Here is a 13,578-nt window from a genome sequence, read left to right as displayed (position 1 = left end):
TAGTTGGTAGTTGTTAGTCATAACTAGAGACTAGAGACTAACAACTAGAGACTAGTCTTCGAAGACGGAGTCGGCCAGGATCATCGAGATGTCTCGGACAGCCACCGACTCCTCCTCGCCAAGCTCGCGCACGCCGTCATCGAGCATCACGTAACAGAAGGGGCACGCCACCGCTACCTCGTCCGCGCCGGTTGCCACCGCTTCCTCGGCCCGGTCGATGTTGACCTTCTTGCCGACCCGCTCCTCCATCCACATCTGTGCACCGCCGGCGCCGCAACAGAAAGAGCGGGTCCCGGACCTGCCCATCTCCACCACGTTGATCCCGCCGATGGAAGCCACCACTCCCCGGGGGGCCATGTACACGCCGTTGTGGCGCCCGAGGTAGCAGGAATCGTGATAGGTGACCGTCTTGGACTTCCCGTTCCTGGTCCGGAGCAGGCCCTGGCTCACCAGGTCGGACAGGACTTGGCTGTGATGGATCACCTCGTAGTCCCCGCCGAACTGCGGGTACTCGTTCTTCAGGGTGTTGAAGCAATGCGGGCACTGGGTGATGACCTTCCGCACCCCCCGGTCCTCGAGCGTCTCGACATTCTGGATGGCCAGCATCTGGAAGACGAACTCGTTTCCCGACCGCCGGGCCGGATCACCCGTGCACAACTCGGCTGGACCCAGTATGGCGAAGCTGACCCCGGCCTCATGAAGGAGGCGGGCGGTCGCCACCGTCACCTTCCGGTTACGGTCATCGAACGAGCCGGCACAACCCACCCAGTAGAGATACTCGGCCGTGTCCACATCCTGGCCGAGGATGGGCACTTCGAAGTCCAACTCGGCGGTCCACGCCGCTCGGTCCGCCTGGCCCATACCGTAAGGATTGGAGGAGTTCTCCATCGACAGGTAGGCCTTCCCCAACTCGGCCGGGAAGTCCGCCTCCATCAAAGCCAGGTAGCGGCGCATATCGAGGATCTTGTCCAGGATCTCGATGTCGACCGGACAGATCTCGTCGCATGCCTTGCACGACGTGCAGGCCCAGAGCTCCTCGGGGGTGATCCGCTCGAACACGTTGTCGGCAGACACGGTGATGGCCTCGTCCACCGAGACCGGGGGCGTGACGGCCGGGTCGGCCGTCCGGGCCGCCACCTCACCGAGCTTGAGCACGATCTCGCGCGGATCCAGCGGTTTGCCCGTGGCGGTGGCAGGGCATACCGATGTGCACCGCCCGCACACCGTGCATGCGTCGGTGTCGAGCAGCTGCTTCCAGGTGAACTCCCCCACGAGCGACGCGCCCACGGTCTCGATGTCGTCGACCTCCATCAGGTTGGGCATCTCCCGCATGGCCCCCGGTGGCCGTTCTTTGGGGCCCAGGAACATGTTGACCGGCGAGGTGACCATGTGCCGGAGCTTGGTGGTGGGCAGCACCACCAGGAATGCCAGGAAGGAAGCCACGTGGATTATCCAGATGACCTGGTGGATCCCCGCAGCCGACACCTGCGGCACGAGCAGCGACAGCGGGTAGCCCACGAATGACCACACCTCATAGGACGGCCGGTTCTCGACCGCGATCCGGGCCGCTTCGGTTGCCAGCCCGCTAACGCCGATCAGGGCCAGGGTCACGAGGATCCAGAAGTCCTCGGGTCGGGTCTTGGACCGCAGGCGCCACGGCGCCTGCCCGTACCTTCTCACGAAGGCCCAGGCCAACCCCCCGAGAAACACCAGCGCCGCCGCATCCAGGATGAAGGAATAGGCCCGGTAGACATCGTCCTGGAGGAACTTGAAAGCCGCCGGTAGCAGGTGGTCGATCTCCAGGGTCACGGTACCCAGGAACAGCACCACGAACCCGTAGTAGACCATGGAGTGCATCAGCCCGGCGCCGCGGTCGCGCATGAGCGTCTGCATCCGGAGTCCGGCGCCCATGGCCTCCAGCCGCTCCCTCCAGTGACCGGTGCGCCGGTCGGGCGCGCCCCGCTGCCAGTTCTTGGCCCGGAGCGCGAACAGGTAGAAGGTCAGGAACAGGAAGCCCGCCACCGCCACGTAGAACATGCCTTCCAGCGCGGCCGGGATGTTGACGAACACCTTGCGGGATACGGGGCTCTCGGCGTGGCCCGGAAACTGTCCGGCAAACCAACTCGCCAGGGTTCCGACCGCCGCCAGCACTCCCAGGAACACCAGTATCTCGGCGGCGGTGAACTTGCGGCGCATCCGGGCTCCCTCCGTGTTTCGGACGGTCGCCCGAGTGTAGAGCGCAGCCTTGCCGGACTTGTCGACCAAACGGTTACGAGCCGGCGGCGATCTCTCCGAGCTCAATGGAGCGGTCCGTCGCGGCGGCTACCGCCTCACGGACCACGTCCACGAAACCGCGCCGGTCCATGACCGCCAGGGCCTCGGCGGTGGTGCCGCCCGGAGACGCCACCCGTTGGCGCAGCACGGATGGGTCGTCATCGGAGGTCTCCATCATCGTCCCTGCGCCCCTGATGGTCCGCGCCGTCAGCCGCAGCGCTGTCGCCGGATCGAGTCCCTGGCGGATTCCCTCGGCAACCATCGCCTCGGCGAGCAGGTAGGCATAGGCCGGTCCGCTCCCCGACACCGCGGTCACCGCATCCATCAGGGCCTCGTCGACCTCCTCCACCAGGCCCACGGCCGACAGTACGGTCCGGGCCATAGCCAGGTGATCGGCGGTGGCGTGGGCGCCGGCCGCGCAGGCGGTGATCCCCTCACCTACCAGTGCGGGCGTGTTGGGCATGGTCCGGATCACCGGCACCTCGCCGAGAGCCCGCTCGTACACGCTGATCGGAACCCCGGCGACCAGCGCCACGAGTACTTGATCGGCGGTCAACACCTCGGCCAGTTGAAGCAGGGCACCGTGGATGTCCTGGGGTTTGACCGCCAGCACCACGATGTCCTGGCCGTCGATGCCATCGGCCGGTGCGGTCACGGTCCGGCAGCCGGTGGTTTCGCGCAGCTCCGCGGCCCGAGGTTCGTAGGCCTCGATCAGCGTCAGGTCCGGAGGGGTCCAGCCGGCCTCGAGGAGGCCGGACAAGAGGGCGCCGCCCATGGCGCCGACCCCGACGATTGCGATGGAGGACCGATCCATGGTCGGAGTATATGGCGCGCCGCAGGACCGATCCGGCTTCGCCAGGACTTCGTCCCAGGGGGACTATCGACGGTCTAGGACCTCGCGGATCATGGCCACCAGCGCGCTGACGGCCTTACGGTTGTAACCCTCGGGGATGACCAGGTCGGCGTGCCGCTTCGAGGGCTCCACGAACCGCTCGTGCATGGGCTTCACGGTGGCCTGGTACTGGGCGACTATCGATTCGAGCAATCGCCCTCTCTCCCGCATGTCACGCTCCACCCGGCGCAGCACCCTCAGGTCGGCGTCGGTGTCCACGAACACTCGAAGGTCCAGCGCCTTGCGCACGTCGGGCTCCACCAGCGTCAGTATCCCCTCGATCAGGATCACCGGCCGCGACGGGATGGAAACGGTCTCGAACCTGCGCAGGTGCCGGGAGAAGTCGTACAGGGGGTGCTGGATCGTCTCCCCGGCCGCCAGGCTCTCCAGGTGGACCAGGAGGAGTTCGGTCTCGAGCGAGTCGGGATGGTCGTAGTTGACCTTGGTCCGCTCCTCGTACGAGATCTCGGGCCGGTGCCGGTAGTAGGCGTCGTGGGCGATCAGCGCCACGTGTTCAGGGCCGATCCGGTCGACGATCGCCTTGCAGATCGTGCTCTTGCCCGAGCCCGACCCGCCCGCAACACCGATCACGAAGGGGCGCCCCTCCGACCGGTCCCGGTTTCCCTCCCCCACCCGGACCCCGCCGGACGTCCTCACCGCCTGCCCTTGGCCGCCTTCTGCTCGGCCTTCATGCGCGCCTTGGCCTGGCGCAGAGCATCGATCTGGTCGAACTCGGCGATGTCGGCGATGGAGGGCCAGTCGGCGGCCACGTCCTCCCAGCCCGGCGGGCCCTCGCCGAGCCGCTTTCCGACGATGCCCGCGAAGATGCGGGCCTTGGCGTCGCCGAATCCGGGGAGCTTCTTGAGCCGCCTCAGCAGCTCGCGGCCATCCGAGGCGGTCCTCCAGATGGCGGCCGGGTCACCGTCGTACTGATCGGAAAGCGCCTGGCACAGCGCCTGCGTGCGCCGAGCCATGGCGTTGGGAAAGCGGTGGAGGGCGGGCGGGCCCCGGAAGATAGCCTCCAGCTCGTCCCCGTCGACTGCGGCGATGCCGGCCGCGTCCAGCGGCTGTCCCAACCGTTCCTGAAGGGCGTGCGGGGAGTGAAAAGCCACCTCCATCCTCACCTGCTGGTCCAGCAGCATCCCGATCATGAGAGCCAGCGGACTGGCGGCGAGAAGCCGGTTGGCATCCTCCGAAGAGGTCCACGGAAGCGCGTCGGGCATGAATCCTCCCTTTCTGTGGAGCGATCGCCCCGGTTTCGTCGAATCGAGTCAGGTCGCCCGGGTAGGCCCCGAAGCGGCATGCCTCGCTCTGAGGGTACCTCCGCTTGGGCCCGATGCGCCGGGGCAGAGGTCCGGGGCCACGCCGTCCGGCCATTCGACGTAACGGTCCCCACAATCTGGTTGACTTGTCCCGTGTCGATCATGCTGAACCCGTATTCGGAGCGAGCCGAGTGGTTCGACATGCTGGCTCGGGAGTTGCCTGACATGGACATCCAGCTCTGGCCGGACATCCACGACCCTGACTCCGTGGAGTACGCCATTTTCTGGGTCCACGACACGGAAGACATGCGCCGCTACCCGAACCTGCGCGCCATCCTGGCGACGACGGCCGGGGTGGAGCAGTTCGCCGGCGGTGACTACCCGGACGTTCCCATCGTGCGGTTGGCCGACGAGACGATGGCAGGGGAAATGGCCGCCTACGCCGGTCACTGGGTGGTGCACTTCCATCGCAAGATGGATACCTACCTCGACCGGCAGGACGAGAAAGTGTGGAGGCCGATCCGGGCCACCGCCACGGGCGACTTCCCGGTCGGCATCCTCGGCTTCGGCGCCATCGGTCGCCACATCGGGAAGTGCCTGGCCGGACTCGGCTACCCGATCAACGCCTGGACCCGGACCGGAGGCAAGGATGAGGGTGTCACCCACTACCGGGGTCGCGACGGTCTCAAGGACATGGTCTCCGCCTCCAGGGCCGTCATCAACGTCCTCCCTGACACGCCCGCGACGCGAGGGCTGATCGATGCAAGCGTCCTGGCGCACTTCGCGCCCGGTTCGATCTACATCTCCCTCGGTCGGGGCGCGACCACGATCGAGCCCGACCTCGTTTCGGCACTCGACAAGGGTGTCCTCTCTGCCGCGGTGCTGGACGTCACGGAGACCGAGCCCCTCCCCCCCGGATCGCCGCTCTGGGACCACCCCCGGGTCCGTATCACCCCCCACACCAGCGGCTTCACCAGGGCACCGACTGCGGCGCCCCTGATCGCGGCCAACATCCGGCGCCTCGAGCGCGGGGAGGCGCCCTTCCCCGTCTACGACCCGCGACAAGGCTACTGAGGCCGGGATGGGCGTCCCGGCCATCCATCTCCGAGACGTGACCGTCCTGAAGGCCGGCAAGCGGCTCGTCTCCGGCATCGACTGGAGGGTCGGCACCGGTGAGCGCTGGGTACTGTTCGGACCCAACGGCGCCGGCAAGACCACCCTCCTCCAGGTCATATCGACCTACCAGTTCCCGACCGGCGGCACAGCCACCATCCTGGGCGAACGCATGGGACGCACCGACGTCCGCCGGCTCCGGCCCCGGATCGGATACGTGGGCCCCGCCCCGTCCTCGCTGGTACGGCGCTACCTGCCGTGCCGGGACGTGGTCATGACCGGGCTCCACGCCGCGTTCGTGGACACCAGATGGCACTCCTACACACCGGAGGACCGGTGCTACGCCGAGCAGCAGATGGAGGTGATGGGAGTGGCCGCCATGGCGGACCGGGAGTTCGCCACCCTCTCGGAGGGCGAGAGGAAGCGGGTGCTGATCGCCCGGGCACTGATGGCGCGACCCGAGTTGCTGCTACTGGACGAGCCCGGAACCGGCCTCGATCTCGGAGCCCGGGAACGCCTGATCGCCTCCCTGGCCGCCATGGGCGACGGAGCAGGCGGCCTGACGGTGATCCTGGTGACGCACCACGCGGAGGAGATCCCACCCGGCTTCGAGGACATCCTGATCATGGCAGGGGGACGGGTACGGGCCTCGGGTCCGGTCCGGGAGGTAATGACGGGAGAGACCCTGACCGCCATCTACGGCATGCCTTTGGTGGTGGAGTCGTCGAACGGTCGCTATCAGGCGATGGGCGCGTACTAAAGACGTCCCGTGTCTTTCGTTCGCCGCGTTCTGCGACCCGTCGCGGGCGGCGTGGGTCCGGCGCCCAACAAGGGGGTTGAACACGTCACAGACCCGTCGCATACTGTCCGGCAGTCACAAGCACCGCCGGTTTCTTGCTTTTCGACGTCGAGGAAACCGGAACCGGGATCAATTCGGGAGCGGACCCGTCAGGGGATGGCGGAACGCGTTCGGACCGAAGGAGGTGGTGGCTGGGGGATGGGCCCGCCGGGGAGGGGCGTGTTCCGGCGATTTTCGCGTTCTGGTCGGCTCGGGGGTGTCGATGGCGAACTACCGAATCAGGACACCGGGCGGGCGGGCAGGACCGGCGCCGGGGGATCAGACTTTGATGCCCCTCCGCCGGAGATCCGCCATCACCGCCTCGATCCCCTTCTTGTCGATGGTCTTGATCCCCTTGGTGCTGACCGTGAGGGTCACGTAGCGCCGCTGCGAGGGAACCCAGTAGCGCTTCTTCTGAACGTTGGGAGTCCAGCGCCGGCTGGATCGCTTGTGCGAGAACGACACTTTCTTGCCGAATGTCGGCTTCTTGCCGGTGACCATGCAGATTCTGGACATGTCGACTCCCCGGATCGGTGCGGGTGCGGGACCCACAGTGTAGAACGGGATATCGCAATCGCAACACGAGGCCACTGCGAGCCTCCGTAACCGGCCCCGCGCAATCCGATCCTCTAGACTCGGCGAATCCGTTCGTTGAGGGAGGATTGGTATGGACCTAGTTGCGCAGAGGGGGCGCTCCAAGTCGAGGATGAGGATCATGGTGGCAGGGATACTGACCCTCGGGTTGCTCCTCCTGCGCCCCACCGTGGCCTCGGCCGCGGAGATGGCGGAGGGCGAGGTAGCTTTCATCCTCAACACTTTCTCCTTCCTGGTATGGGCTGCGCTCGTGATGTGGATGTGCGCCGGCTTCACCATGCTGGAGTCGGGCGCGGTCCGGACCAAGAACTCGTCGATGATCTGCCTGAAGAACATCGGGATCTACTCGATCGCCTGTCTCGCCTTCTTCGTGATCGGCTACAACCTGATGTACGTGGACGTGGGCAGTCTGATCGGGTCCTTCCAACTCTTCTACTCGTCATCCCCTGCCGAGATCGACCTCCTTTCCGGCTCCGCCGGGGCAGTCGAGGATGTCGTCTCGAACAGCTACAGCGTCCTGTCCGACTGGTTCTTCCAGATGGTGTTCGTCGCCACGACCGCCTCCATCGTGTCGGGAGCGATCGCCGAGCGGGCCAAGCTGTGGCCCTTCTTCGGATTCACGCTCATCCTGGCCGCTTTCATCTACCCGGTCGTCGGGGCATGGACGTGGGGCGGAGGATGGCTGGCCGAGATGGGGTTCTCGGACTTCGCAGGCTCGACCATCGTGCACAGTGTCGGAGGCTGGGCGGCCCTGGCCGGCGTGCTGGTCATAGGCCCCCGGCTGGGCAAGTACCGAAAGGATGGATCGGTCAAGCCCACTCCACCCTCGAACGTTCTGGCGGTGACGCTGGGCGTGTTCATCCTGTGGCTGGGATGGTTCGGGTTCAACGGTGGTTCCCAGTTGGCCCTCGGGTCGGCCCTCGACGCGGTGGCGATGGGCACTGTGCTGGTCAACACCAACCTGGCCGCCTGCGCCGGCGTGCTGGCCGCCCTGGCCGTCTCCAGGCCGCTCCTGGGGCGTATCGATCTGTTTGCGGGACTGAACGGCGCCATCGCCGGCCTGGTCTCCATCACCGCCGCCCCGACCCACAACAGTCTTTACTGGGCGGTAATCATCGGCGCTGTCGGCGGCGTCCTCTGCACGCTGGGGATCAAAGGCCTCGAGAAGCTCAAGGTCGATGATGTCGTGGGAGCGATTCCCGCCCACCTTGTCTGCGGCATCTGGGGGACTCTGGCCGCCACTATCGCCAGCCCCGACATCAACTTCGGCGTACAACTGGTCGGGATCATCGCGGTCGGAGCGTTCGTGTTCGCCGTGTCGTGGGCTGTTTGGACGCTTCTCGACCGGACCATCGGGCTGCGGGTATCCGTACAGGCCGAGCAGATGGGCCAGGACGTGGCCGAACTCGGTATGGAGTCCTATCCCGAGTTCGTCCTCATGCCGGAGAACTTCGACGACGAGTAGCCCCTACTAGTTGCTGGTCGGTAGTCGGTAATTGGTCCTGCCGGCTACCGAGAACTCGTTACAAACGAGTTCTCGAGCGGGCCGCCAGGTAGTTGACGTGGTGGTTCTCATCGCATCCCAGTTCGCCACTGGGTGACATGGTCTTGTCCACCTGGATGGTGATGTGGTTGATGCCATGTCCCTTGATGATGTCACGGAGCCTGCGAAGCAGCTGGTTTGCGTCTCCCTCGTAATCCGGATCGATCATGATGTGGCCGGAGAACGTTGTCTCATCCGAGCTGACGGCCCGGACATGGATATCGTGGATCAGGGTGACCCCCTCGACCTCGAGATCGCTCCCCAACTTGTAGACGTCGATGTCCGCGGGAACCGAATCCACCAGCACATGGAAGACCTTGACCGACAGCGGCCAAGCACTCCGGAGGATCAGGAGGGCGATGACCACGCTGAGGATGGGATCGATCGTGTTCCATCCGGTCGTGATGATGACGATGCCCGAGATGACCACACCCACGGACCCCAGCAGGTCGGCCATGACATGCTGGAAGGCGCCCTCTACGTTGATGCTGTCCTTGGCGGAACGGTGGAGCACCCACGCCGCCAACACGTTGACCAGTAACCCGAGCACGCCCACGATGAGCATGCCGACACCTTCCACATCCGGGACGTCCTGTACCCGGTGATAGGCCTCGATGAGCACCCAAAAGCCGACGATCCAAAGGGTGAGGGCGTTTACCATCGCGGCGAGAGCCTCAAGGCGTTGGTAGCCGAACGTGCGCTCCACCGTGGCCTCCCTCTCCGCGAAGCGAAGGGCTACCAGGGCAAGAGCAATCGACATGGCATCCGAGACCATATGGCCGGCGTCCGAAAGCAGGGCCAGGCTCTTCGTGAGTACGCCGCCGATGACCTCGGCGAACATGAACCCGGCGATGAGTATTAGCGCGATGGTCAGGGCGCGCTTGCTGACGCCTCGCAGATCGTGAGAGTGGTCATGGCCACCATGCCCATGACCATGCCCGTGGTGGTCGTGGCCGTGTTGGTCATGGCCGGAATGGTCGTCGTGGTCGTCATGATCATGGCCGGAGTGGTCATCATGCCCATGGTGACCATGGTCATCATGATCGTGGCCGGAATGATCATGCCCATCGTGATCGTGGCCGGAATGGTCATGGCCGTGGTGGTCGTCGTGTTCATCATGAGCATGCCGGGAATGATCATGCCCATGGTGATCGTGGCCGGGAGGATCATGCTCGCGAGATCCGTGCTCGTCAGGGCGTGTGTCCGCCACGGCAACCACCTTTCGCTGACGTCTTTGGCTACCGATCAGGAAGTCTACCCACGGCGGCTTAACCCGACACGGTGAACAATGTCGAGAGTCGGAGCCACCCGCCTCGCGCAGTTCCGGCGGCTATCGTTTCGGACTAGGGCCTCGATGCACCGGGGCGGTGCCGATATGGCCACGGAGGTGGGCGGATGAACGTAGTCAGATCAGCTATCCGGATCCCATCGCTCGTCGCACTGGCGTTGGCCTTCCTGCTCCTCGTTGCCGCCTGCGGGAGCGACCCTGCTCCCACGACGACCGAACCGGAACCCGAGTTGTCGTTGGAGGAGGTGCTGGCGCGCACGGGAGAGAATCTGGCCAGCTTCTCTACGGCGACCTTCCAGATGATCGACGAGAACGAGACGGGAGCGAAGTTCTTCGGCGCGACGCTGAAGAACGTGGACGGAGAAGTTGAGTCTCCCGACAGCGCCCACATAGTCGTGGAGGTCGAGTCCCCGGCGATGGGATTCGCGGAGATAGAGATCGTGGCTGTCGGCGACGTCGCCTTCATGAAGTTCTCGGCCGGGGCACCCTGGAGCCCCCTGCCCCTGGATCAGGTTCCCTTCAACTTCGTCGGACTGGGCATCACTCTCAGCAATCTGCTGCCCCTGGTCCAGGACGCCGCCATCACAGCCACGGAGTCGATCGGGGGTGGCCCGGCGATCCGGGTTGATGGAACGCTCATGTCCGAAGACCTGTCCACCCTCATCACGTCCGCGGATACCGGTCACCCGATCGATCTGAGCCTCTGGATCGGTGAGACGGACCACGAACTGCGGCAGATCCGCATAGCCGGCCAGATCTTCGATGACGACGGCGAGGGCACCAGCCGTCTGATCATCCTCTCGGACTACAACACACCTGTCGACATTCAACTGCCGGATTCCACCTCCTGAATGTGAACGCGGTCAGGTCACGCCTCGTCGCGTGGGGGTCTTCCCAGACGGGGATCCTCACGATCATCTGTCTAGGGGTTTTCTCGACCGCCCTGGATCAGACGGTGGTCAACACAGCATTGCCCACCGTCATGCTGGAGTTGAAGATCCCCCTGACGGACCTGGACTCGGCCTCGTGGATCATCACCGGGTACCTGGTCAGCTACACCGTCGCCATGCCGCTGGCCGGGCGCCTGTCCGACGTCCACGGCCGGGTGAAGATCTTCCAGCTGGCGCTGCTCGTGTTCGCCATCGGGTCGGCATTGGTGGCGGTGGCGCCGAACTTTCCGTGGATCGTTTCGGCCAGGGTCCTCCAGGCCGCCGGCGGCGGCGCCACGGTGCCGATCGCCATGGCCATGGCGGTGGCGGCCGTCCCGGCCCGCCACCGAGGGGTGACGCTCGGTCTTGTGGCCGCCGCGGCCGAGGCCGGGTCGGTCCTCGGTCCTCTCTACGGTGGCGCCATCATCGAGTGGATCGGCTGGAGGTGGATCTTCTGGTTCGACGTACCACAGAGCCTGCTGCTGATGGCGCTTCTGGCCGTCCTGCCGAACCGTCCCAACCGCGAGGCCAAGATGGACTACCTCGGCGCGCTACTCCTGGGAGCGGCGCTCCTGATTATCACCGCCGCACTGTCCCAGCGGGCCATATTCTCTCTCGAGTCCATCGTCCCGTACCTGATGCTGGCCGTGGGTGTATGCCTCGTAGCCCTTCTGGTCAGGGTGGAGAAGCGGGCCGAGCAGCCGCTGGTGGCCGCGTTCCTGCACCGCTCCAAGGCGTTCGTAACCGCCAACGCCGTCCAGTTCGTGGTGGGTATAGCCCTGATCATCGGCTTGGTCGCCGTTCCCCTGATGGCCAACACCGTCATGGAGAAGCCGACCTGGGAGGCCGCCCTCCATCTGGTCCGCCTCACGGCCGCCATCCCGCCGGGAGCCTTGATAGGCGGCTACATCATGCGCTGGACAGGAGTCAGGGCCGCCACCATCGCCGGGCTGGTGCTCATCGGGGTGGGCTTGATCTTCATGGGTAACTGGGAAACCGAGGTGCAGCAATTCGAGCTGACGGGGCCGCTCGTGACGGCGGGCCTGGGATTCGGGTTGGTCATCCCCCCCATCAGCGTCACAGCTCTCAGCGCAGCCCCCAGCCACTACTGGGGCACCGCCGCCTCGCTGATCACCGCGGCCCGGATGGTGGGTATGGCGCTGGGCCTCGCCGCCCTGTCCACCTGGGGGATAGAACAGTTCTACAGCATGACCGCCGATGTAACGATCGGCGGGTCGTACGAAGAAACGGCGGCCCCCCTGATCGAAGCCGGCGTGACGGTGTTCCAAAGCCTGTTCAGGGTGGCCGGAATTTTCTCCCTCCTGGCCATCCTGCCGGCGCTGTCGATGAAGCTGGAGGACACCGGGATGACGGAGAGCCGCTCCGAAGGTTGAGCTAACCGATGTCGAGGCGTATTGCTGTTGTTGGTGGGGGGATCTCCGGGCTGGGCGCCGCCTGGGGGCTGCATCATCATCCTGACCGGTTCGACTTCAGGCTGTTCGAGGCTGGGGACCGGCTCGGGGGGAATGCGGTGACGGTAGAGATGCCCCAGGATGATGGGGGTTCGATCCCGTTCGATATCTCCGTGACCGCCTGCATCCCGTCGGTCTACCACCACATCGTGCTGCTGATGGAGCGATTCGGGATCGAGTTGGTCGACACCAGGTTCAGCTACAGCGTGAGATACCGTGGCGATGTCTACGCCCACGACTTCGACTCCGAGATCAGGACGCAGCTCGGATCCGAGATCCAGAAGTTCCAACGGATCCTGAGGCGCCTGCATCGGTTCGGCCGCCTGAGCCGTTCCCGGTCGAAGTTGGTGAACGCTCTCAACCCGTTCAACTACATCAGCATGGGAACGGTGCTGAATATGGGTGGGTTCTCCGGGGACTTCCGGTACAAGATACTGAAGCCCATGTTCGTCAATTTCCTGATGGCGACCAATGTGTTCGACATGCCTGCGGCCCTGTTCTCGAGGTACCTCGAGTTCTTCGACATCGAAGCGGCGACTCCCATGCAGACATGGGACCGAGGCACGCGACGGATCTACGAGCACCTGTCGGCCGAGTTCAGGGACAAGATCTATCTCAACCGGCCGGTCCGGAAGGTGTATCGCCAGGCATCCTGCGTCGTGATCGAGGATGAGGACGGTGTGAAAGAAACGTTCGATGACGTGATTCTGGCGTGTAATGCCAACCAGACGATGATGATCCTCGACAAACCCACGATGCTGGAGCGCTACATCTTGTCGTCGATACGCTACGAGAGCGAACTCCACAACCACACGGTGGTGCACTCGGATTTCACGGTCCTCCCGGACAATGAGGTGAGGCCGCTGAAGACGCGGAGTAACCACATCGAACAATACGGTGCCAGGCCCGACAACTATGAAATAACGTACATTATGCACAACCAGCAGCCGTGGGCCAACCAGTCCGACAAACCCTGCCTTGTCACCTACAACCCGACCAGCCGGATCGATGAAAAGAAGATCGTAGGGAGGTGGTGGTTTCAACACATCGTGCACGACGTACGCCAGGCCACACTGCTCATCTACCTGTTCCGCTTCATCCAGGGCAAGAGAAGAACCTGGCACTGTGGAGCCCACACGCTGATTAACAGCCAGGAGACCTGCTTCGTTAGCGGACTCGCAGCCGCGACCCAGATGGGCGCGGACTACCCCTTCGACGACCTGGAGGCAAAGCGCTCGTTCAACCACTATGGAAGCCTTATGCACGGCTGGCGATTCAAGAAGGCCAAGGGATGACACGATCGATGGCCGAGTCAGGTCACTGTTAGGATTCGTGGCGCTGAACCATGACTTCAAGGTGAATTCGGGTCTGGC

Annotated in this window: 13 protein-coding genes; 7 read left to right on the top strand and 6 right to left on the bottom strand. The window is 64.7% G+C overall.

Features of this window, described 5'->3' with window-relative positions:
• Positions 1–51: 51 nt before the first annotated feature.
• The 4 genes from OXM57_10480 to OXM57_10465 form a co-directional block, all read right to left on the bottom strand.
• Positions 52–2,196 (bottom strand): heterodisulfide reductase-related iron-sulfur binding cluster, encoded by a 2,145-nt coding sequence (locus tag OXM57_10480; GenBank protein ID MDE0353103.1) that lies wholly within the window; start codon positions 2,194–2,196, stop codon positions 52–54.
• A 73-nt stretch (positions 2,197–2,269) separates the two neighbouring features.
• Positions 2,270–3,088 carry a pyrroline-5-carboxylate reductase gene (gene proC, locus OXM57_10475; protein MDE0353102.1) on the bottom strand — a complete coding sequence of 273 codons (819 nt, stop codon included), beginning with the start codon at positions 3,086–3,088 and terminating at the stop codon, positions 2,270–2,272.
• Between the two features lie 63 nt (positions 3,089–3,151).
• On the bottom strand, positions 3,152–3,823 hold the full coding sequence (udk, locus tag OXM57_10470) for a uridine kinase (GenBank protein MDE0353101.1): 672 nt from the start codon (positions 3,821–3,823) through the stop codon (positions 3,152–3,154).
• A complete protein-coding gene (locus tag OXM57_10465) occupies positions 3,820–4,389 on the bottom strand; it encodes a Fe-S cluster assembly protein HesB (GenBank protein ID MDE0353100.1) in 570 nt (189 codons plus the stop codon). Before OXM57_10465 ends, udk begins: the two co-directional genes overlap by 4 nt.
• Positions 4,390–4,590: 201 nt before the next feature.
• Between OXM57_10465 and OXM57_10460 the strand changes: the two genes are divergently transcribed.
• Positions 4,591–5,502 carry a glyoxylate/hydroxypyruvate reductase A gene (locus OXM57_10460; GenBank protein MDE0353099.1) on the top strand — a complete coding sequence of 304 codons (912 nt, stop codon included), beginning with the start codon at positions 4,591–4,593 and terminating at the stop codon, positions 5,500–5,502.
• 7 nt (positions 5,503–5,509) lie between these two features.
• On the top strand, positions 5,510–6,301 hold the full coding sequence (locus OXM57_10455) for an ATP-binding cassette domain-containing protein (protein ID MDE0353098.1): 792 nt from the start codon (positions 5,510–5,512) through the stop codon (positions 6,299–6,301).
• Positions 6,302–6,658: 357 nt separating this feature from the next.
• Here OXM57_10455 and rpmB read toward each other — a convergent pair whose 3' ends face one another.
• Positions 6,659–6,895 carry a 50S ribosomal protein L28 gene (rpmB, locus tag OXM57_10450; protein MDE0353097.1) on the bottom strand — a complete coding sequence of 79 codons (237 nt, stop codon included), beginning with the start codon at positions 6,893–6,895 and terminating at the stop codon, positions 6,659–6,661.
• Between the two features lie 151 nt (positions 6,896–7,046).
• Between rpmB and OXM57_10445 the strand changes: the two genes are divergently transcribed.
• A complete protein-coding gene (locus OXM57_10445) occupies positions 7,047–8,438 on the top strand; it encodes an ammonium transporter (protein ID MDE0353096.1) in 1,392 nt (463 codons plus the stop codon).
• 58 nt (positions 8,439–8,496) lie between these two features.
• On the opposite strand, the gene OXM57_10440 is transcribed toward OXM57_10445, so the two are convergent.
• Complete coding sequence (locus OXM57_10440; protein MDE0353095.1) at positions 8,497–9,390, bottom strand: cation diffusion facilitator family transporter; 894 nt, start codon at positions 9,388–9,390, stop codon at positions 8,497–8,499.
• A gap of 27 nt (positions 9,391–9,417) precedes the next feature.
• Here OXM57_10440 and OXM57_10435 point away from each other — a divergent pair, with 27 nt between their 5' ends.
• The 4 genes from OXM57_10435 (at position 9,418) to OXM57_10420 (ending at position 13,500) form a co-directional block, all read left to right on the top strand.
• The gene (locus tag OXM57_10435) at positions 9,418–9,801 is read left to right on the top strand and encodes a hypothetical protein (GenBank protein ID MDE0353094.1); all 384 of its coding nucleotides are present in this window, start codon (positions 9,418–9,420) and stop codon (positions 9,799–9,801) included.
• Between the two features lie 110 nt (positions 9,802–9,911).
• A complete protein-coding gene (locus tag OXM57_10430; GenBank protein MDE0353093.1) occupies positions 9,912–10,655 on the top strand; it encodes an LppX_LprAFG lipoprotein in 744 nt (247 codons plus the stop codon).
• 2 nt (positions 10,656–10,657) lie between these two features.
• Positions 10,658–12,127 (top strand): MFS transporter, encoded by a 1,470-nt coding sequence (locus OXM57_10425; protein ID MDE0353092.1) that lies wholly within the window; start codon positions 10,658–10,660, stop codon positions 12,125–12,127.
• 8 nt (positions 12,128–12,135) lie between these two features.
• On the top strand, positions 12,136–13,500 hold the full coding sequence (locus tag OXM57_10420; protein ID MDE0353091.1) for an FAD-dependent oxidoreductase: 1,365 nt from the start codon (positions 12,136–12,138) through the stop codon (positions 13,498–13,500).
• Positions 13,501–13,578 lie beyond the last annotated feature (78 nt).

It is taken from the genome of bacterium (assembly GCA_028820935.1).
In the GTDB taxonomy this organism is placed as follows: domain Bacteria; phylum Actinomycetota; class Acidimicrobiia; order Spongiisociales; family Spongiisociaceae; genus Spongiisocius.
The sequence above is the reverse complement of the archived record's forward strand: the minus strand, read 5'-3'. Positions and strand labels throughout refer to the sequence as shown.